We start from the raw sequence: 19591 nt of genomic DNA, 5'->3' as shown, positions 1-19591 counted from the left end.
CTTTGCGGTGGGGCCGCAGCCAGAGACAAGGACCCCTTCCATGACCGCCATCACCAGCGCGAGCGCCGGCGCCTCCAGCCCCGACACCGCCGCCGCAGACAACCACACGCCCTACACCTTCGAGGAAAAGCGCAAGCGCATCTTCGCCATCTTCGCCGCCTCGTCCGGCAATCTGGTGGAGTGGTTCGACTTCTACGTCTACGCCTTCTGCGCCATCTACTTCGCGCCGGCCTTCTTCCCCAAGTCGGACCCGACCGTGCAGCTGCTGAACACGGCCGGCGTGTTCGCCGCCGGCTTCCTGATGCGCCCGGTGGGCGGCTGGCTGTTCGGCCGGCTGGCCGACCGCAAGGGCCGCAAGACCTCGATGGTGGTCTCGGTCACGATGATGTGCGTGGGCTCGCTGATCATCGCGTGCCTGCCCACCTACGCGCAGATCGGCGCCGCCGCGCCCGCGCTGCTGCTGGCCGCGCGGCTGCTGCAGGGCCTGTCGGTCGGCGGCGAGTACGGCACCACCGCCACTTACATGAGCGAAGTGGCCATGCGCGGACAGCGCGGCTTCTTCTCGTCGTTCCAGTACGTCACGCTGATCGGCGGCCAGTTGCTGGCCGTGGTGGTCGTGGTGGTGCTGCAGCAGGTGCTGGACGATGCCGAGCTCAAGAGCTGGGGCTGGCGCATTCCGTTCGTGCTGGGCGCCGTGGCGGCCGTGGTTGCGCTGATGCTGCGCCGCACGCTGACCGAGACCGCCAGCAACAAGACCCGCGCCGCCAAGGGCGCCGGCACCATGCGCGAGCTGTTCACGCATCACAAGCGCGCCTTCTTCGTGGTGCTGGGCTACACGGCCGGCGGCTCGCTGATCTTCTACACCTTCACCACGTACATGCAGAAGTACCTGGTGAACTCGGCCGGCATGTCGATCAAGACCGCCAGCAACGTGATGACGGCCTGCCTGTTCATCTACATGTGCATGCAGCCGGTGTTCGGCGCGCTGTCGGACCGCATCGGCCGCCGCACCAACATGCTGCTGTTCGGCGCGCTGGGCGCGCTGATGACGGTGCCGGTGCTGAGCAACCTGCAGAACGTGGGCAGCCCGCTGATGGCCGGCGTGCTGATCACGCTGGCGCTGGCGGTGGTGAGCTTCTACACCTCGATCAGCGGCATCGTGAAGGCCGAGATGTTCCCGCCCGAAGTGCGCGCACTGGGCGTGGGCCTGTCGTACGCGGTGGGCAACGCGATCTTCGGCGGCAGCGCCGAGTACGTGGCGCTGGGGCTGAAGTCGATCGGGCACGAGTCGTACTTCTACTGGTACGTGACCGGGATGATGGGCGTGGCCTTCCTGGTGAGCCTGCTGCTGCCGAAGCAGGCGAGCTACCTGCATCACGACAAGTAAATCAGCCAGCGCGCTGGTGCGCTACCAGCAGCACTCGCCATGCGCGAGCGGCCCGACACCCAGGTGTCGGGCCAGCGTCTGCCCCAGGTCCGCGAAGCTCTCGCGCACGCCCAGGTTCCGGGCCTCTATTACCCCGGCACCGAAGAACAGCAGCGGCACATGCTCGCGCGTGTGGTCCGACCCCGGCCACGTCGGGTCGCAGCCGTGGTCCGCGCTCAGGGCCAGCAGATCATCCTCCCCCATGCGGTCGGTCAATCGCGGCAGGAACGCGTCGAACGCGCGCAGCGCTTCGGCATAGCCTGCGATGTCGCGGCGGTGGCCGTAGAGCATGTCGAAGTCGACGAGATTCGAGAACACGAGGCCGCCGTCGCCGCACGCGGCCAGCGCCTCCAGCGTGCGCTCGCACAGTGCCGCGTTGCCGTCGGCCGGGTAGCTGTGCGTGATGCCGCGCCCCGCGAAGATGTCGCTGATCTTGCCCACCGCATGCACCTCGCGGCCCGCATCGGTCAACACGTCGAGCAGCGTCGGGCCCGGTGCCGGCGTCGTGTAGTCGTGCCTGCCGCCCGTGCGCTTGTAGCTGCCCGGCGCACCGGCAAAGGGCCGTGCGATGACGCGCGCAATGCCCACTTCATCGAACAGCGGTTTCGCGATCTCGCAGATTCGGTACAGGCGCTCGAGCCCGAAGTGCTGCTCGTGCGCGGCCACCTGGAACACGCTGTCGCTGCTCGTGTAGCAGATGGGCCAGCCCGTGGCCGCGTGCGCTTCGCCGAAACGCTCGAGCACCTCGGTGCCGCTCGCGTGGCGGTTGCAGAGGCTGTCTTCGAGCCCGCATGCGTCGTACCAGCGGCGCATGAGTCCGGCCGGAAAGACCGAGGCCGACGGATCATCGACGGGCGCGAAGTAGCCCCAGTCGAACGGCACCGGGCAACCCATGAGTTCCCAGTGCCCGCTCGGCGTGTCCTTGCCCCGGCTCAGTTCGCGCGCCGCGCCGAATGCGGCCTGCGGCGCCGCGTGTTTGTCCAGCCCCACGGGCCATCGGCCGGTGGCCGCATGGGCCGCCTGGGGCAACCCAAGGCGTGCGAGCGCCGGCAGGTGCAGGGGCCGGCCTGCCTCGGCGCAATGCTGCGCGATATGCCCCAGCGTGTCGGCGCCCACGTCGCCGAAGCGCACCGCGTCGGGCGTCGCGCCCAGGCCGAAGGAATCGAGAATGACCACCAGCGCGCGCGCCATGCCCTCAGTCTTCCAGCCGTTGCAGCATGACGGGCGAAGCCGCCACCGGCGTCTGCGCGATGTCGATGATCGCGGCCAGCTTGCGGCGCGCCCTCTCGCGTCCGCATCGCTGCGCGCGTGCACGTGCGCGAGCACGTCGCCTGCTTCCACGCGCTGGCCGATCGATGCGATGCCGGTGAAGCCCAGGCGCGGGTCGATCGCGTCGGTGGCCTGTTGCCGCCCGCCGCCCATCTCGATCAGCAGCAGGCCGACGTCGCGCGTTTCGATGCGCGAGACCCAGCCGCCGCGCTCCGCCAGCACCGGCACGCGCACCGGCGCTTCGGGCAGATAGTGTTCGGGCCGCTCGGTGAAATCGGTCGGCCCGCCCAGCGCGGCGACCATGCGCGCCAGGCGCTCGAGCGCATGGCCGCTGTCCAGCGCCGCGTCGATTCGGGCGAGTGCTTCATCGATACTGCCCGCGAGCTTGCCCAGCAAGAGCATTTCAGCGCCCAGCATCCGCGTGATCTCGCGCAAGCGCGGCTCGACATTGCGGTTGCGCAGCAGGTCGACCGCCTCGACGACTTCGAGCGCGTTGCCGCAGGTGCGCCCCAGCACCTGGTTCATGTCGGTGATCCACACCTGCGTGGGCAGGCCCGCGCCGCGCGCGACGGTGGAGAGCGAACGCCCCAAGGTGTCGGCCTGCTCGCGCTCGGCGGCGAAGGCGCCGTTGCCGGTCTTCACGTCCATCACCAGTCCCTGCAGCCCCGCCGCGAGCTTTTTCGACAAGATGCTGGCGGTGATGAGCGGCACCGACTCGACCGTTGCCGTCACGTCGCGCACCGCATAGAGCCGGCGGTCGGCGGGCGCGAGCTGCGCGGTCTGCCCGACGATGGCGCAGCCCGCCGATTGCACCGCCTGGTGCAACTGCGCGGTCGACGGCGAGGTGCTGTAGCCCGGAATGCTGTCGAGCTTGTCGAGCGTGCCGCCCGTGTGGCCCAGCGCGCGGCCCGAGATCATCGGCACGTAGCCGCCGCAGGCCGCGACGAGAGGCGCCAGCGCCAGGCTGACCTTGTCGCCGACACCGCCGGTCGAATGCTTGTCGAGAATGGGGCCGCCCAGGTGCGCGGCGGCCCAGTCGAGCAGGTCGCCGGAACGCGTCATGGCGTGCGTGAGCGCGACGGTCTCGGCGGCGCTCATGCCGTTGAGGTAGATCGCCATGGCCATCGACGCGGCCTGCGCCTCGCTCCATGAGGCGTCGACCAGGCCCTGCACGAACGCGTCGATGTGCGGGCGTGGAGTTCGGACTTGTCCCGCTTGAGGCGGATGATTTCTTGCGCGAGCATGGGAGTTCCGTGTGCGTGTCGGACGTTTCAGTAGGCGGCGCGCGGCGCGCCCTGCGCCGGGCCGTTGCCGCCGAGGATCGATTCGATGTCGTCGAGCAGGCTGCTCGCGCCGATGCGAAAACGCGCCGACCCCACGGCCTCGGGGCCGAGCCACTCGCGCTGCAGGCCGATGTACACCGCCGCGTCGCGCACCGTGCGAATGCCGCCCGAGGCCTTGAAGCCGATGGCGCGCGTGGACGACGCATGGTGCGCGATGCGTTCCAGCATCGTGCGCGCGGCCGCCGGCGTGGCGCTGACCGGAACCTTGCCGGTGCTGGTCTTGAGAAAGTCCGCGCCGGCTGCAATGCACAGGTCCGACGCGGTGGCGATCAACGCGGGATCGACCAGGCAACCCGTTTCGAGAATGACCTTGAGCTTCAGCGATGCGCAGGCCTTGCGCACGTCGTTCAGCACCGTGGTCACGGTGGCGATGTCGCCCTGCATCAGGCTGTTGTACGGCAGCACCAGGTCGACCTCTTGCGCACCGGCCTCCACGATCTGCAGCGTGTCCCGCACGGCGCGCGCCACGTCGGCGCTGCCATCGGGAAAGTTGGCGACCGCGGCCACCGCGATCTCGCCCGGCAGCGACGCGCGTGCCAGCGCGGCGAAGCGCGGCCACACGCACACGGCGGCCACGCGGCCGAAGGGCCCGTCCGCACGACGGCACAGCCTGGCGATGTCGTCTTCGCTGTCGTTGTCGTTCAGGCTGGTCAGGTCGAGGCTTTGCAGGGCCTGGCGTGCCAGCGCCTGCAGGTTCTGTTCGTCGTTCATTGCTGTGTTCCGGAAGAATCGGCGGTTGTCAGGTTGCCAGGTTGTCCGGCCCGAAGCTGGACGGCAGCAGCATGCCGAGGGTGAAGAAGCCGCGCAACCGGTGGCGGTCCGCCACCAGCACCACAAGCTCGGGCGACGCGAACTCGCGCAGCTTCTGGCGGCATCCGCCGCACGGCGTGACGGGTGCCTCGCCGTCGCCCACGACCACCACGGCCTGCGCACGGCGCCCGCCCGCGAGCACCATCGCGCCCAGCGCGCAGGCTTCGGCGCAAACGCCTTCGGGGTACGCCGCGTTCTCGACGTTGCAGCGGCGTGGATGTGCCCTTCTGCGTCGAGCACCGCCGCGCCGACCAGGAAGCGGGAGTACGGCGCATAGGCTTTCAGCTGCGCCTCGCGCGCGGCCTGGAGCAAGCGCGCTTGCAATTCGGGGGTAAGAAAGGCTGGAATGTTGGTCATAGCGCCATGGCCTCGGGTGTGCGTTCGGTATGCCGAGTGTCCGCTTCGGCGCGCAGTGCCAGTGCATTGGCCATGCGCGGCGCGGCGGCCAGCAGCTCGCGGGTGTAGTCGTGCAAGGGCCGGTCGAACACGTCGTTGCGCGTGCCCTGCTCGACGATCTCGCCATGGTGCATCACGATCACGCGGTCCGCGATCTGCTCGACCACGCCGAGATCATGGCTGATGAACAGGCACGAGAAGCCGTGGCGCGATTGCAGCTGCGCAAACAGTTCCAGGATCTGCGCGCGCACCGTGACGTCGAGCGCCGACACGGGCTCGTCCGCGATGATGAAAGCCGGCCGCCGCACCACCGCGCGCGCGATGGCCACGCGCTGCCGCTGCCCGCCCGACAGTTCGTGCGGGTAGCGCAAGACCACCTCGGCCGGCAGCGACACCTCTTCGAGCACTTCGAGAATGCGGCGCCGACGCTCGGCCGCGCCCAGGCCGGGCATGCCGATCAGCGCCTCGGCTATCGATGCGCCCACGGTCATGCGCGGGTCGAGCGACGAGGCCGGGTCCTGGAACACCATCTGGCATTGCGCCCGGTAGCGCGCCCAGCCTTCGGAGCGCCTGGCGATGCCCTTGCCCTCGAACAGGATGCGCCCACCGGTCGGCTGCAGCAGCCCGGCGATGGCGCGGCCCAGCGTGGTCTTGCCCGAGCCCGAGCCGCCGACCAGCGCGACCACCTCGCCCGGCGCAATGCGCAGGTCGATGCCCTTGAGCGCGCGCTTGCCGGCGCGCCTGGACAGCAGCCCGCCGCTCGCGGGAAAGTCGAGCACGAGGCCATCGACTTCGAGGATCGGGTCGGCCCGGGGTATCTCGCGCACCGGGCCGCGATGCGGCATGGCCGCGAGCAGCTTGCGCGTGTAGTCCTCGCGCGGCGCCTTCACCAGCGCCGCCGTGCGGTTGCTCTCGACGATGCGGCCATGGTGCATGACCACCATGCGGTCGGTGTAGCGCGCGACCATGGGCAGGTCGTGGCTGATCATGAGCACCGCAGTGCCATGGTCTCGCGTGAGCTCGACCATGAGGTCCATCACCTCGCGCTGTACGACGCGTCCAGCGCTGTCGTGGGCTCGTCGGCGATCAGCAGCGCGGGGCGCAGCAGCATCGCGGAGGCCAGCATGATGCGCTGTCGCATGCCGCCCGAGAAGTGATGCGGGTAGGTCGACAGCGCCGCCACCGGGTCTTGAATACGCACGCGTTCGAGCATTTCGAGAATGCGCGCGCGCCGATGCGCCGGCGTCAGCGCCGTGTGCAGCGCCAGCCCCTCGTCGAGCTGCCGTCCGATGGCCATCGACGGATTCAGCGACGTCATCGGCTCCTGGAACACCATGCCGATGCGCGAGCCGCGCAGCTTGCGCAAGGCGCCCGGCGACAGCGTGGTCACCTCCTGCCCGTCGAACACGATGGAGCCCGCCGTGCGGCGGATCGCGGGCGGCGCCAGCCCGATCAGCGAGCGCGCCGCCAGCGTCTTGCCGCTGCCCGACTCGCCGACGATGCCGACGATCTCGCCCGGCGCGATGTCGAACGAAATGCCGTGCACCAGCGTCTTGCCGCCGGCCAGCGCCAGCGTGAGGTCCGCAACCTGGAGCAGCGAGGAAGAAAGGGAAGTGTTGTCGTTCTGCATGTCAGGCGTTCCGCATGCGGGGGTCGAGGCGGTCGCGCAGCGCGTCGCCCAGCAGGTTGATGCCCAGCAAGGTCAGCGAGATGCACGCGCCCGGGAACACGGCCAGCCACACGGCCTTGGCGATGAAGGGCCGGCTGCCGGCCAGCATGTTGCCCCAGGTCGGCGCGGGCGGCGGCACGCCCAGGCCCAGGAAGCTCAGCGCGCTTTCCGCGAGCAGCGCCCAGCCGAACATCGAGGTCGCGAGCACCACCAGCGGTGCCACGCAGTTGGGCAGCACATGGCGCCACACGATGAAGAACTCGGAGTTGCCCATGACGCGCGACGCGGCGATGTAGTCCATCTCGCGCAGCGACATGACGGTGCCGCGCACGATGCGCGCGACCGACGGCGCATACGCAATGCCGAGCGCAATGACGATGCCGTATTCGTTGGCCCCCGCCACCGCAAGAAAGCCCAGCGCCAGCAGGATGCCGGGGAACGCGAGCAGCGCGTCGTTGAAGGCCATCAGCACGCGGTCGGTCCAGCCGCGCAGGTAGCCCGACAGCACGCCGACCAGCGTGCCCAACGCCACGGCCGTCACCACGGTGAGCACGCTGATGCGCGCGCTGGTGGCCGCGGCCGTCATGAGGCGGCTCAGCACGTCGCGGCCGAACTCGTCGGTGCCCAGCCAGTGCACCGCGTCGGGCGCGGCGAGCCGCCTGGCATAGCCGAGCATCAGCGGATCGAACGGCGTCCAGAACAGGCCGATGCAGGCCGCCAGCGCAATCGCGCCCAGGATCGTGCCGCCGATGACGGCGTTCATGTGTCTCGGTTTCATCATGCTTCGGCCACGCGGGGATCGAACAGGGGGTACAGCAGGTCGACGACGAGGTTGATCAGCACGTAGACGAAGGCCACGAACAGCAGGCAACCCTGGATGACCGGGTAGTCGCGCCCGAAAATCGAATCGACCAGCAGGCGGCCGAGGCCGGGAATGGTGAACACGGTCTCGACCACGGCAATGCCGCCCAGCAGGTTGCCCAGCACCAGGCCGATCAGCGTCCAGGTCGGGCCGAAGGCGTTGCGGAAGGTGTGGCGCCACAGCACCGCGCCTTCCGACAGGCCCTTGGAGCGCGCATAGGTGATGTAGTCGAGCCGCAGCACCTCGAGCGTGCTGGCACGCGCCATGCGAATCAGGATGCCGGTCTCGTGCAGCACCAGCGTCGCGACCGGCAGCACCATGTAGGCAAGCGCGGCCACCGGGTCTTCGCCGAAATCGACATAGCCGATCACGGGCAGCCAGCCCAGCGCCAGGCCGAACACGTACAGCAGCATCAGCCCGAGCCAGAAACTGGGAATGGACAGCAGCACGGTCGCGGCGCTGACCAACCCGATGTCGAGCTTGCCGTTCTGCCGCCATGCGGCCAGCATGCCGGCCGGCACCGCAATGGCCGCCGCCAGCGCCACCGCGACGAACACGATGCGCGCGCTGACGATGAAGTGGTCGAGCACCAGCGGCAACACCGGCTCGCCGGTGCGGATCGATTGGCCCAGGTCGCCATGCCACAGGCGCTGCAGCCACAGCATGAACTGCGTCGGCAGGCCCTGGTCCAGGCCCAGGCGGCGGTGCAGGTCGGCCAGGCTGGCCGCATCGGCCTGGTCGCCGAGCAGCAGCGCCGCGGGATCGCCCGGAATCAGGCGGATCAAGAAGAACACGGCCGCGGCGCTGATGAACAGCGTGGGCGCGGCGGCGAGCAGCCTTCGAACGAAGAAGCGAAACATGGGGCGTGTTCGGCCAGCTCAGGCGCCGACGCGCGCGGTCCACAGGCGCAGCTTGCCTTCCCACGGGCTGAAGCCCGCCACGCGCTTGCCGCGGCTCCACACCGTGAGGCCGTTGTAGAGGTTGATGAGCGGCACGTCGGCCAGCGCCATGTCGTGCAGGCGGTCGAAGCTCTTTTGCCGCTCGGCCTTGTCGCTCACCGTGCGGGCGTTTTCGATCAGCGCGATGGCCTCGGGGTTGTCCCACACCTTGCGCGGCTGCTTGGCCTTGTCGCCGGTGAACTGCTCGTAGCTGAGCGCGGGGTCGATGCGCGCCGAGTACGAGAACGACATCATCTGGTAGTTGCCCGCGTGTAGCGGTCGAGCTGCGTGGCCCACTCGAGCACCTCGATCTCGACCTTGATGCCGATGGCCTGCAGCATCGCCTGCGTGACCAGCGCGACCTGGAAGCTCGGCATCGGCGAGCGCTTGTTGGCGATGAGCTTGACGGTCTGGCCGCGGTAGCTGCTTTCTTTGAGCAGCGCCTTGGCCTGGTTCAGGTCGGTCTTGAAGCCCTTGCGCTGCACCGCGTCGCTGTAGACCGAGCGCTCGAACACGGCCGAGTTGTTGGGCTTGGAGAGGCCGTCGCTGGCCACGTCGACCAGTTGCCTGTAGTCGAGCGCGGCGGCCACGGCACGGCGGAACTTCACGTCGGCCATCAACGGGTCCTTGGTCTGGAACAGCAGCGCGTGCTTCGACGAATCGGACTCCGAGGTGGTGACGAGGCTCGGGTCGTTCTTCACTTCCACCACGTCGGACGACAGCAACTGTGCAATGTCGACCGACTTCGAGGCCATGCCGAGCTTGACCGTGGCCGGGTCGGGAATGACCTGCAGCTGCACCACGTCGACGTTCGGCGCCTTCAGGCCGACATAGCCGTCGGCCTTCGCGCCCTCGGGCGACTTGTAGCCGGCAAAGCGCGACAGCGTGAGGCCGCGCCCACGCTTCCAGTCGCTGAACTCGAAGGGGCCCGTGCCGATCGGGCGGTCCCAGGTGCCGTCGGGCTTGACGGAGGCCTTGCTGAGAATCGCGGTCATGCCGCAGTCGGTGCGTGCCAGCGTGTCGAGGAACAGCGCGCTGCGGCGGTTGATGCGCATCACGAAGGTGAGCGGGTCGGGCGTCTCCACCTTCAGCACCTTGAGGTCGTTGCGGCCGTCGAATTCCGCGAGGCAGCGCCACTCGGTCTTCGGGTCCATGTAGCGGTTCCAGCTCCAGAGCACGTCGGCCGCACTGAGCTTGTCGCCATTGTGGAAGCGCACGTCGCTGCGCAGCCTGAAGGTGTAGGTCAGGCCGTCCGCCGAGGTCTCGACCGACTTCGCGAGCAGCGGCTTCACGTCGCCGCCCTCCCCGTACCCGACCAGGCCCTCGACCACGTTCAGCATGACGCTGTCGGTGTTGTCGTCGCGGTTCACGCCCGGCGAGCTGCTGCGGATGTCGGCGGGCAGCGCGACCACGATGCGCGTGGCGGCCGTGGCCACGGTTGCCGTTGCGCCGGAGAGCAGAACCGCGAGCAGTGTCGCGCCAGGGAGGTGTTTCATCTTGGATTCGGAGGGCGGGGAAAGAACAAGGGAAAGGCCGGGATGCAGTGGGCGCTAGGCCTGCGACTGGCGCAGCTTCCGCAGCTGCGCCGCAAGGAAAGGCTTGGCGTATTCAATGGCCGGCGCGGCGTCGTGGCCGGCGCCGGGCATGACCTCGTGAGAGACCACGATGCCCTCGAGCGCGAGCGATTGGCGCAGCGTCTCGAGCCGTTCGGGGCGCGACCTGCCGGCCGAATTGGCGCCCGCCATCCAGAAGCGGCCGCCTTCGCGGTGCGTGATCTCGTCGGTCTCCACGTCGTCGGAGCCCACCAGCAGTTGCACCGGCACGCGGCGCAGCGCCTCGCGGTCCAGCGGCGCGCCGAAGCAGGCCTCGATGTCGCGGGTGCCCACCCACCAGTCGCGCGTGTCGTCGATCACGGTGACGGAGCCCGGTGCGCCCAGCGACGCGGCCCACAGCGCGCCCGGCTGCAGCAACAGGAAGCGGTTGACGAACTGCGCGCCGCCCGAGAAGCCGAACAGGCCGAACTTGGGTGCGGCAATGGCGAAGCGCGCGCGCACCTCGTCGACGATGTCGAGCAGCACGTGGTCGTAGCGGATGCCGCCCTTCGACAGGTATTTGTAGTCGTCGCCCTTGGCGTCGCCGTCCAGGCCCACGGGGAACAGCGGGCTCACCACGATCAGGTCATGCGCCTCGGCGAAGTCGCCGAAGCGGTCTCGGAAATCCATGAAAGTACGCGGGCTGCCGTGCACGGCAACGACGATTTCGCGCGGCGCATCGCCCCGCCCCAGCGCGCTGGGCACGTACAGGCAGTAGCTGAAACGCGGGTCGTTGCGGGACGCGTAGACGGTGGTGGCACCCGTGTCGTAGCGGCCCGGCACGGGCTGTCCGAGGGGTGGAATTGGATGATCCAAAATGTGATCCAAAAATAGATCAAATAATTCTAGAGAGTTCAAAGCCGGCGTGCAAGAGCGCAACCACACCGCCCTGCGCCCGCCTGTGGCTTGGCTTTTGGCGCTGCCGATGCAGGGCAAAATCGCGGCCATGAGTGCACACGCCGAGGTCAACATCGAGAAAACCGCCGCCAAGGGCGTCGACGCGGTCGCGGAAGAAATCAGCGCCGACATCGCGGCCGGGCGGCTGATGAACGGCACCTGGCTGAAGCTCATCGACCTGGAAGCGCGCTACGGCTGCACCCGCGCCGCCGCGCGCCGCGCGCTCGAGCGGCTGGCGCTCAAAGGCATCTTGCAGCGCATTCCCGACCGTGGCTTTTATGTGGCGGTGGTCGATGAAAAGCGCCACCGCGAGCTGATGGCGGTGCGCGTGGTGCTCGAGAAGGCGACGGTGCCAGGCATCGTGGCGACGGCCACGCCGGCGGACATCGCCGACCTGCGCGCGCTGGCCACGCGCTTCGAGGGCTTCACCCAGCACGGCGATGCGGCGCAGAAGTTCACCGCCAACCGCGACTTCCACGTGCGCCTCACGCAGCTGTGCCCGAACCAGGAGCTGGCGCGGCTGGCGCTGGAGGTGCGCGGCAACATCCCGTCGACGCCGGTCGTTCAATGGTGGACGCAGGCGCGCATCGAACAGTCGGCGCGCGAGCACTTCCAGATGATCGACGCGCTGGAGGCCCGGGACGAGGCGGCGCTGGCGCGGTTGATCGAGCTGCATATCCTGCAGCCGGACCAGCAGCGCGTTTGAGGCGCGCGGGCGCCGCGAGCAACGCGCCGCTCAGAGCGGCGGACGCACGCGCAGTTCGGCCATCGGGATCGTGTGGAACGCGGTCTGCGCGGTGGGCGCGTCCATCGCGAGCGACAGCCGCTCCAGCTCTTTCACAAGCGATAGCAAGGCGCCAGCTTCCTGCTGGCTGAGCGGCTGCGCATAGCCGGGCGGCGCTGTAGCGGCAGGCGTTGCGGCGCCGGCCGTCCACTTGGCAATCAGGTTCGCATAGCTGGTGGCGTGCGGGCAGTTGGCATCGAGCGCAATGGCCACGGACGGCGCGCGCCCGGCCAGCATCGTCAGCAGCACACCCAGGCGAACGAAGCGCTGCTCGTCCCAGCCTTCGGCCTGCGCCGGTGGCGTGTGCGTCGAGAAGCGCGCGATCAGCTTTTGCGCCGCCACTTCGCCGCGCTGGACGATATTTCGGATGTCGCCGGCCTCCATGTTCAGGTTCAGTCCGCCTCGGATTTCTTGAGACGAACGCGCGCGATGCGATCGCGCACGCCCGGCATGCGGGCCAGGCTGTTGTCGTTCCAGTTCTGCATGGTGCCGAGGATGGCCGAGATGAAGCCGCCGAGCCTCTTCGCGCCGTCGTCACCGTCGTCGAAATGGTCCCAGCGCTCGCCATAGCCCTCGCGGTAGTTGGAGGGCAGGTAGACCTCGTCCTCCGGCTTGTCGCGCTCCTTGATGACCGGCTCGAGGTTGATGCCGAAGGTGGGCCAGCGCGGCACCAGCCCGTCGAACAGGTGCATCGGAAAATTGGAGCTGATGCCGCCGTCGGAAAACCAGCACTTGCGAAAGTGCCGTTCGCCGGGCGGCGGGCTGTAGTCGATCGACCAGAGCGGCACGGCCGCGAACAGAAACGGAAAGCTCAGGCTCATGCGCGCGGCCAGGATCACCGGAAAGTCCGCGGGCTCGGGCACCTCGATCAAGCCCAGCCGGGTGGCCTCTTCCGTCGAGGGCTCGTGGTCGCCCCGCAAGGGATTGGCGACGTAGCGCCTGCCCTTGCACTTCATCCAGTCCAGCACATCCCCGGGCATGTAGCGGCCCAGCTCCTCGGCCTTGAAGAAGAGCCGCTCGCGGTTCGGAAAGAGCGCCGCGTCGCATTGCCGTTGTCCTCCGCGAGCGGAAAGATGTACGGGCGGCCATGCCCGAGGTTCGTCGAGAACATCTGCAGGTCGATCGATCGGGGCGGCTTGCGGTTCTGCAGTTCCGACCACACCTGCGGCGCGCCGGGTGCGCGCCACAACTGCCCGAAGGTCAGCGGCTCCCCTGTCTCGATGCCCGCCGTGCGCTGGATCAACTCATGCAGCCACGGCGTGAGCGCGGGGTGCTCCGGATCGGCGGTCAGCCCGGTGCACAGCCCGTACCCGTTGGCGACGACGCGCCCGGTGACGTCGCGGTACAGCAGGAGGCCCACGCCGCCGACGAGCGCCACCAGCAGGAGCAGCACGACGCCGACCCCGTCCAGCCCCAGCCAGCGCGCGAGCACCGCGATGGCAAGGCTTGCGAGGGTCGCCATCCAATAGGCTTTCATCAGCCCCCACACGATCGCGAAGATCCGGTGCCACGTGCCCCCGCGGTTGAGCGCCGTGACCAGCACCGAGAAAAGGCGCCGCGTGCCGGGCTGCGGCTGGAACAGGCTCAGCAGCTTGGTGCCGCCGGTGCCGGGCACGTCGGCCTGCAGCTGGGCGGGCAGGCCCGAGAGGATGTCGAAGCCGTCGCGGTTGCCGGTGTTGCGCCGGCGATATTCCGCGGCGGCGGTCACGGCGGCGGCGATGGCCCCCGCGGACGTGCCGCCGATGCTTCTGAAGCGGTACTCCCGGGCCAGGCGGGAGATTGCCTTGGGGTAGACGACACCACTGGTGATGCCGCCCTTCATCACGAGGTCGCAGAAGCGATCGACGGGAGGCTCGACCGTATCGGGGGAATCGCTCATGGGGAGGCTCCTTCGGTGCTGCGGGCGTGGCGGATGGTGGGGCGTTGCCGCGCCGATGGCAATCCCTGAAAAGGGGATTGACGGCCGGATCGCATCGCGCGGCTGCTGGAGCGCCTGCGAAGGACGCCCTCGCCGTCGGTCGCGCGAAAGTGGCGCCTGCAGAAGCCATGGAAAAGGGCCGGACGCTGCTGGCGCACCAGCCCGGGATAACCCTCTGACCTCCCCGAAGTCTTCTTGCCTACATTTCTTGTATGCAAGACAAGACATTGCTTGCATGCAAAACCTCGACAAGACAGACAGGAGACTCCATGCCTCGCTTTGCGAAATCGCTTTTCGGTCAGGTGGTCATCGCGCTGGTGCTCGGCGTGCTCGCGGGGCTCTTTGCGCCCGAGTACGCCGTCAAGCTCAAGCCGCTCGGTGACGGGTTCATCAAGCTGATCAAGATGATCATCCCGGTGCTGGTGTTCTGCGTGGTGGTGCATGGCATCGCCGGCGCGGGAGACTTGAAGCGCGTGGGCCGGGTGGGCGTGAAGTCGCTCATCTACTTCGAAGTGCTGACCACCATCGCGCTGGCGATGGGCCTGGTGCTGGCCTTCGTGTTCCAGCCCGGCGCGGGCATGAACGTCGACCCCGCCAAGCTCGACCCGGCCGCCATGAGCGCCTACGCCTCGAACGCCGACAAGCTCACGAGCGGCGGCACGGTCGAGTTCTTGATGAAGCTGATTCCCACCACGGTGGTCAACGCCTTCGCCACCGGCGACGTGCTGCAGGTGCTGCTGTTCGCGGTGCTGTTCGGCTGCGCGCTCTCGCTGCTGGGCGAGAGGGGCAAGCCGGTGGCCGTGGTGGTGGACGCACTCTCGCTGGTGCTGTTCAAGATCATGGGGATCATCATCAAGCTGGCGCCGCTGGGCGTGCTGGGCGCCATTGCGTTCACCGTGGGGCAGTACGGCATCGGCTCGCTCAAGCAGCTGGGCATGCTGGTTGCGCTGTTCTACGGCGCGGTGCTGATCTTCGTGTTCGTGGTGCTCGGGCTGGTGATGCGCATGTCGGGCTTCAGCCTGGTCAAGCTGCTGCGCTACCTGCGTGAAGAACTCACCATCGTGTTCGCCACCACCTCGTCCGACAGCGTGCTGCCGCAGGTCATGGCCAAGCTGCGCCGCATGGGCATCCGCGACTCGACGGTGGGCCTGGTGATTCCCACGGGCTATTCGTTCAACCTGGACGCGTTCTCGATCTACATCACGCTGGCCGCGGTGTTCATCGCGCAGGCCACCAACACGCCGATCTCGATGGCCGACCTGCTGACCATCCTGGCCATTGCGCTGGTCACGTCGAAGGGCGCGCACGGCGTGCCGGGCTCGGCCATCGTGGTGCTGGCCGCCACGCTGCACGCGATTCCGGCGATTCCCGCCATCGGCCTGGTGCTGGTGCTGTCGGTCGACTGGTTCATGGGCATCGCCCGCGCGCTGGGCAACCTGATCGGCAACTGCGTGGCCACGGTGGCCATCGCGGCGTGGGAAGGCGACATCGACCGCGAGCGCGCGCATGCGGTGCTCGACGGCACCTACGCCCCCGACGACGAGCCGCTGGCCGAAACCGGCGCCGCGCCCGTGGTAAACACAGGCACCGCCACCACCGCCGCACATTGAGACCCATGCCCACCGAAGTCAGTCCCACCGCCATCGCCGAGCGCGTCGTCGAGGCCATCCTCGCGCAGAAGCTCGCGCCGGGCGAGCGGCTGGGCGAGCAGGCGCTGGCCGAGAATTTCTCGGTGAGCCGCACCATGGTGCGCGAGGCGCTGATGCAACTGCAGGCGCGCGGCTTCGTCGAGGTGCAGTCGCGCCGCGGCTGGTACGTGGTGGAGCCGTCGGCCGAAGAGGCGCGCGACGCCTTCTCGGCCCGCCGCATCGTCGAGGCCGGCATCCTGGCCGCGAGCGAAGGCCGCCCGCTGGGCAAGGTGATCCGCAAGCTGCGCGACCACATCGCCGACGAGCAGCGCGCCATCGAAGGCGCCGACGCCGCCACGCGCGCGTTCCTGCTGGCCGACTTCCATGTGTGCCTGGCCGAGCAGATGGGCCACCAGCTGCTGGTCGACGTGCTGCGCGACCTCACGGCGCGCACCACGCTGGCGGCCACGCTCTACCAGTCCAAGCATGAGGCCGGGCAGTCGTGCGCGGAGCACGGCGCCATCGTGGCCGCGCTGGAGGCCGGCGACACCGACAAGGCGCGCCGCCTGATGCTCGACCACATCGGCAACGTCGAGCGCGCGCTCGAGGTCGACGCCACCGCCGAGCCCGACGCGCCGAGCCGCCTGCGCGCCACGCTGGCCCCGGTGGCCCTGCCGCGCGCCAAGCGCTGAAGCTGTGCATTAGTTCCGGCGGGCGCTATCTCTTCGATAGCAGGCATCTCCCGCCGGACTGAGGCTCCCGGCTGATCCGGCGGCGAACCGCGCCGCGCCGCACAAGGGCGCGCCCGCTGACATGGACGCGGCTTGCGGCTCGGCTACAGTCCGAGACACCTATGAATTCACCCCAACTCCAGCGCGGCGTGTTCCTCGCCCTTCTCGCCGCTGTGACCGCCGCCTTCATCTGGGTGCTGATGCCGTTCTTCGGCGCGGTGCTCTGGGGCGTGGCGCTGGCGATCCTGTTCACGCCGCTGTTCCGCTGGCTGCTCAGGAAAATGCCCGGCAAGCTCAATGCCGCCGCGCTGCTGACGCTGACCATCTGCCTGTTCATCGTGATCCTTCCGCTGGCCATGGTCGGCGTGTCGCTGGTGCAGGAGGTGGCGCTGGTCACGCAGAACATCCGCTCGGGGCAGATCAACTTCGCGGCCTACTTCCAGCAGATCCTCGACGCCGCGCCGCAGTGGCTGCTGAACCTGGTCGAGCGCTTCAACCTCGGCGACATGGCGGCCTGGCAGGCGCGCATCTCGGCGGCGGCCGGGCAGGCCAGCCAGATCATCGCGAGCCAGGCGCTGGCCATCGGCCAGAACACCTTCGACTTCATCGTCAGCTTCTTCGTGATGCTGTACCTGCTGTACTTCCTGCTGCGCGACGGCGCGGCGCTGTCCAAGCGCATGCGCGACGCCGTGCCGCTGGCCAAGCCGCACACGCACTACCTGCTGAACAAGTTCACCACCGTGATCCGCGCAACGGTCAAGGGCAACGTGGCCGTGGCCATTGCGCAGGGCACGCTGGGCGGGCTGGCCTTCTGGTTCCTGGGCGTGCAGGGTGCGCTGCTGTGGGCGGTGCTCATGGCCTTTCTGTCGCTGCTGCCGGCCGTGGGCGCGGCGCTGATCTGGGGGCCGGTGGCCATCTACTTCCTGGCCACGGGGCACTTCTGGCAGGGCGGCGTGCTGATCTTCGTGGGCGTCTTCGTGATCGGCCTGGTCGACAACATCCTGCGCCCGCTGCTGGTGGGCAAGGACACGCAGATGCCCGACTACATCGTGCTGATGTCGACCATCGGCGGCATGGCGATCTTCGGCATCAACGGCTTCGTGATCGGCCCGGTGATCGCGGCGCTGTTCATGGCCGCGTGGAGCCTGTTCGTGGACTCGGGCCACGTGGGCAACGGCCACGACCTGCCGGCCGAAGACGCGCCGGCGCCGCGCGCCGAAGACAAGAAGAAGGCCTGAGGCACGGGCGGGCGCCGGCCCGCTCCGCCCCCGCCGCGTGCATTTCGCGCGCGCAATCCGGCATTCCGTCGCATGGCACTGGCCGCCGCGCGGGGTCTGCGAGATCGTCGGGCCCCCTACATCCGACGAGGCCCCCATGCAACTCCCTGCCCTCTTGCTGCGTCCGTTCGCGCGCGCTGTGCGCCGCCGCGATCCTTGCGCCCGCGTGCGCCCTTGCCGCCGACCTGAGCCTGAGCGTCGCCGACGGCCCCGCCGCCGAAGCCACGCTCTATGTCGCGCTCTACGACAGCGCCGCCGGCTATGCCGCCAGCAAGGCCGTGGCTTCGCAGACCGCGCCGATGCAGGCCGGCAAGGCACGGTTCGTGTTCCTGGGCCTGCCGCCGGGGCGCTATGCGCTGCGGGCGTTCGCCGACGAGAACGGCAACGGCAAGCTCGACACCAACCTGGTGGGCATGCCGATCGAGCGCTACGGCTTCTCCAACGACGCCAAGGGCAACCTCGCCGCGCCCGACTTCGAGGCCGCGGCATTCCGTGTCGACGCCGACACGCAGACCGTCATCCACCTGCACTGAGGAGCCCGCGATGGAACGACGTGAACTCCTGCGCCTGCTGGCCTGCGCCGGCGCCCTGCCGCTGCTGTCGCGGTTCGCCCCCTTGGCAAGCGCCGCCGGCACGGAAGACTGGCAAGCCCAGTTCGAGGCCGCCCGCGCGCCCTGGAAGATCGGCTTCGCCACGCCGCCGGGCGACTTGCCGCTCACCCGCGCCACCGTGCGCGGGCGCTTTCCCGATGCCGTGAGCGGCACGCTGTTTCGCATCGGCCCGGCCGGCCACGACCTGGGCGGCGAGCGCTATCACCACTGGTTCGACGGCGACGGCATGGTGCACAGCCTGGCCATCGACGGCACCGACGTGCGCCACCAGGGCCGCTACGTCGCCACGCCCAAGCGCGTGGCGGAAACGCGCGCCGGCCGCCGGCTCTACGAGGCCTTCGGCACGGTGCCGCCGGGGGCCGAGCCGCCGACGTCGGCCGACAGCATCAACGTCGCCAACACCAGCGTGCTGCCGTTGCAGGGCGAGGTGCTGGCGCTGTGGGAAGGCGGCTCGGCCACGCGCATCGACGCGCGCACGCTGGACACGCTGGGCCTGAAGACCTGGCGCGCCGACCTCGCGGGCATGCCGTTCTCGGCCCACCCCAAGGTGGACCCGGACGGCACGATCTGGAACTTCGGCGTCAGCGCCAGCCAGGGCCTGCTGGCGCTGTACGAGATCGGTGCCGACGGCGCGCTGCGCCGCGCGGCGGTGGTGCCGGTGGCCGACATGCCGATGGTCCACGACTTCGCCGTGACCGAGCGGCACCTCGTGTTCCTGATGCCGCCGCTGGTCTTCGACAGCAAGCGCAAGCAGGCCGGCGCGAGCTTTCTCGACGCGCACGTGTGGCGGCCCGAACTCGGCATGCGCGCGCTGGTCGTCGACAAGCAGAACTGGGAGCAGCGCCAGCTGCTGACGCTGCCGGCGGGCTTCCTGTTCCATGTCGGCAATGCCTGGGAAGAAGACACGCCGCGCGCGCGCGGATCCACATCGACTACGTGCGCTCGGACAACGCCGACGCGGTGTTCACGACCAACCGCGAGGTGATGCGCGGGCGCCGCGTGAAGGGCAACGACCCGCGCCTGACCGTCGCCACGCTGGACCTGGGCACGGGCCGGGCCACGCAGGAGGCGCTGGCGCCGGAGGCCGAGTTTCCGCGCATCGACCCGCGGCGCGTCGGCCTGCGCCACCGCCACGTGATCCACGCCACGCAGACCCGGCGCGAGTTGCCCGGCTTCGGCGCGGTGGCGCGCACCGACGTCGAGACCGGCCGCAGCCAGCAGTTCAGCCACGGCGCGCAGGCCATCGTGGAAGAGCACGTCTTCGTGCCCGACGGCGCGGGGCCGGGCTGGGTGCTGGGCACCACGCTGGACCTGGGGCGGCGCAAGACCGTGCTGTCGTGCTTCGCGGCCGATCATCTGGCGTCGGGCCCGGTGGCGCAGGCCACGCTGCCGTACGCGCTGCCGCTGGGCCTGCACGGCGCCTTCGTCGCCGCCTGAGGG

General features: G+C 69.2%; 17 protein-coding genes and 2 pseudogenes. 7 read left to right on the top strand and 12 right to left on the bottom strand.

What is annotated here, in order from left to right; genetic code table 11:
- The first annotated feature begins 40 nt into the window (after nt 1–40).
- A complete protein-coding gene (locus BMG07_RS01210) occupies nt 41–1387 on the top strand; it encodes an MFS family transporter (RefSeq protein WP_198082814.1) in 1347 nt (448 codons plus the stop codon).
- A gap of 21 nt (nt 1388–1408) precedes the next feature.
- On the opposite strand, the gene BMG07_RS01205 is transcribed toward BMG07_RS01210, so the two are convergent.
- The 9 genes and pseudogenes from BMG07_RS01205 to BMG07_RS01170 all read right to left on the bottom strand — a co-directional run bounded on the left by BMG07_RS01205 (nt 1409) and on the right by BMG07_RS01170 (nt 11088).
- Entirely contained in the window at nt 1409–3868 is a 2460-nt protein-coding gene (locus BMG07_RS01205) for a thymidine phosphorylase (RefSeq protein ID WP_198082813.1), read from the bottom strand.
- A 98-nt stretch (nt 3869–3966) separates the two neighbouring features.
- Nucleotides 3967–4749, bottom strand: a complete 783-nt coding sequence (gene deoC / locus BMG07_RS01200; RefSeq protein ID WP_198082812.1) for a deoxyribose-phosphate aldolase — start codon at nt 4747–4749, stop codon at nt 3967–3969.
- A 28-nt stretch (nt 4750–4777) separates the two neighbouring features.
- Entirely contained in the window at nt 4778–5272 is a 495-nt protein-coding gene (locus BMG07_RS01195) for a cytidine deaminase (protein ID WP_269758516.1), read from the bottom strand.
- A pseudogene (locus BMG07_RS01190) lies at nt 5202–6874 on the bottom strand (ABC transporter ATP-binding protein). The gene BMG07_RS01195 and the pseudogene BMG07_RS01190 overlap by 71 nt, the downstream one beginning before the upstream one ends.
- Nucleotide 6875: 1 nt before the next feature.
- Nucleotides 6876–7694 carry an ABC transporter permease gene (locus tag BMG07_RS01185; RefSeq protein ID WP_374221215.1) on the bottom strand — a complete coding sequence of 273 codons (819 nt, stop codon included), beginning with the start codon at nt 7692–7694 and terminating at the stop codon, nt 6876–6878.
- Nucleotides 7691–8635: an ABC transporter permease gene (locus BMG07_RS01180; RefSeq protein ID WP_198082810.1), complete on the bottom strand. Its 945-nt coding sequence runs from the start codon at nt 8633–8635 to the stop codon at nt 7691–7693. The genes BMG07_RS01185 and BMG07_RS01180 overlap by 4 nt, the downstream gene beginning before the upstream one ends.
- A gap of 18 nt (nt 8636–8653) precedes the next feature.
- Nucleotides 8654–8968: a hypothetical protein gene (locus BMG07_RS43865; RefSeq protein ID WP_307866825.1), complete on the bottom strand. Its 315-nt coding sequence runs from the start codon at nt 8966–8968 to the stop codon at nt 8654–8656.
- On the bottom strand, nt 8965–10209 hold the full coding sequence (locus BMG07_RS01175; RefSeq protein ID WP_307866824.1) for an ABC transporter substrate-binding protein: 1245 nt from the start codon (nt 10207–10209) through the stop codon (nt 8965–8967). Before BMG07_RS01175 ends, BMG07_RS43865 begins: the two co-directional genes overlap by 4 nt.
- Before the next feature lie 54 nt (nt 10210–10263).
- A complete protein-coding gene (locus BMG07_RS01170) occupies nt 10264–11088 on the bottom strand; it encodes a S9 family peptidase (protein WP_269758514.1) in 825 nt (274 codons plus the stop codon).
- A gap of 163 nt (nt 11089–11251) precedes the next feature.
- Here BMG07_RS01170 and BMG07_RS01165 point away from each other — a divergent pair, with 163 nt between their 5' ends.
- Nucleotides 11252–11908: a GntR family transcriptional regulator gene (locus BMG07_RS01165; protein WP_198082809.1), complete on the top strand. Its 657-nt coding sequence runs from the start codon at nt 11252–11254 to the stop codon at nt 11906–11908.
- Nucleotides 11909–11938: 30 nt separating this feature from the next.
- Here BMG07_RS01165 and BMG07_RS01160 read toward each other — a convergent pair whose 3' ends face one another.
- The 3 genes from BMG07_RS01160 to BMG07_RS01150 are packed head-to-tail and all read right to left on the bottom strand — an operon-like array spanning nt 11939 to nt 13865.
- Nucleotides 11939–12370 carry a hypothetical protein gene (locus BMG07_RS01160; protein WP_198082808.1) on the bottom strand — a complete coding sequence of 144 codons (432 nt, stop codon included), beginning with the start codon at nt 12368–12370 and terminating at the stop codon, nt 11939–11941.
- An 8-nt stretch (nt 12371–12378) separates the two neighbouring features.
- A complete protein-coding gene (locus BMG07_RS01155) occupies nt 12379–12966 on the bottom strand; it encodes a patatin-like phospholipase family protein (RefSeq protein ID WP_198082807.1) in 588 nt (195 codons plus the stop codon).
- Nucleotides 12939–13865, bottom strand: coding sequence for a patatin-like phospholipase family protein (locus BMG07_RS01150; protein ID WP_198082806.1), 927 nt, complete (start codon nt 13863–13865; stop codon nt 12939–12941). The genes BMG07_RS01155 and BMG07_RS01150 overlap by 28 nt, the downstream gene beginning before the upstream one ends.
- A 308-nt stretch (nt 13866–14173) precedes the next feature.
- Here BMG07_RS01150 and BMG07_RS01145 point away from each other — a divergent pair, with 308 nt between their 5' ends.
- The 5 genes and pseudogenes from BMG07_RS01145 to BMG07_RS01125 all read left to right on the top strand — a co-directional run bounded on the left by BMG07_RS01145 (nt 14174) and on the right by BMG07_RS01125 (nt 19588).
- The gene (locus BMG07_RS01145) at nt 14174–15514 is read left to right on the top strand and encodes a C4-dicarboxylate transporter DctA (protein WP_198082805.1); all 1341 of its coding nucleotides are present in this window, start codon (nt 14174–14176) and stop codon (nt 15512–15514) included.
- Nucleotides 15515–15519: 5 nt separating this feature from the next.
- Nucleotides 15520–16224, top strand: coding sequence for a GntR family transcriptional regulator (locus tag BMG07_RS01140; RefSeq protein ID WP_198082804.1), 705 nt, complete (start codon nt 15520–15522; stop codon nt 16222–16224).
- Nucleotides 16225–16385: 161 nt separating this feature from the next.
- Nucleotides 16386–17501, top strand: coding sequence for an AI-2E family transporter (locus BMG07_RS01135; protein WP_198082803.1), 1116 nt, complete (start codon nt 16386–16388; stop codon nt 17499–17501).
- Nucleotides 17402–18073, top strand: coding sequence for a DUF2141 domain-containing protein (locus BMG07_RS01130; protein WP_307866823.1), 672 nt, complete (start codon nt 17402–17404; stop codon nt 18071–18073). The genes BMG07_RS01135 and BMG07_RS01130 overlap by 100 nt, the downstream gene beginning before the upstream one ends.
- Nucleotides 18074–18083: 10 nt before the next feature.
- Nucleotides 18084–19588: pseudogene (locus BMG07_RS01125) on the top strand (carotenoid oxygenase family protein).
- Nucleotides 19589–19591: the final 3 nt, after the last annotated feature.

This window comes from Variovorax sp. E3, assembly GCF_016082275.1.
Lineage (GTDB): Bacteria > Pseudomonadota > Gammaproteobacteria > Burkholderiales > Burkholderiaceae_C > Variovorax.
The sequence above is the reverse complement of the archived record's forward strand: the minus strand, read 5'-3'. Positions and strand labels throughout refer to the sequence as shown.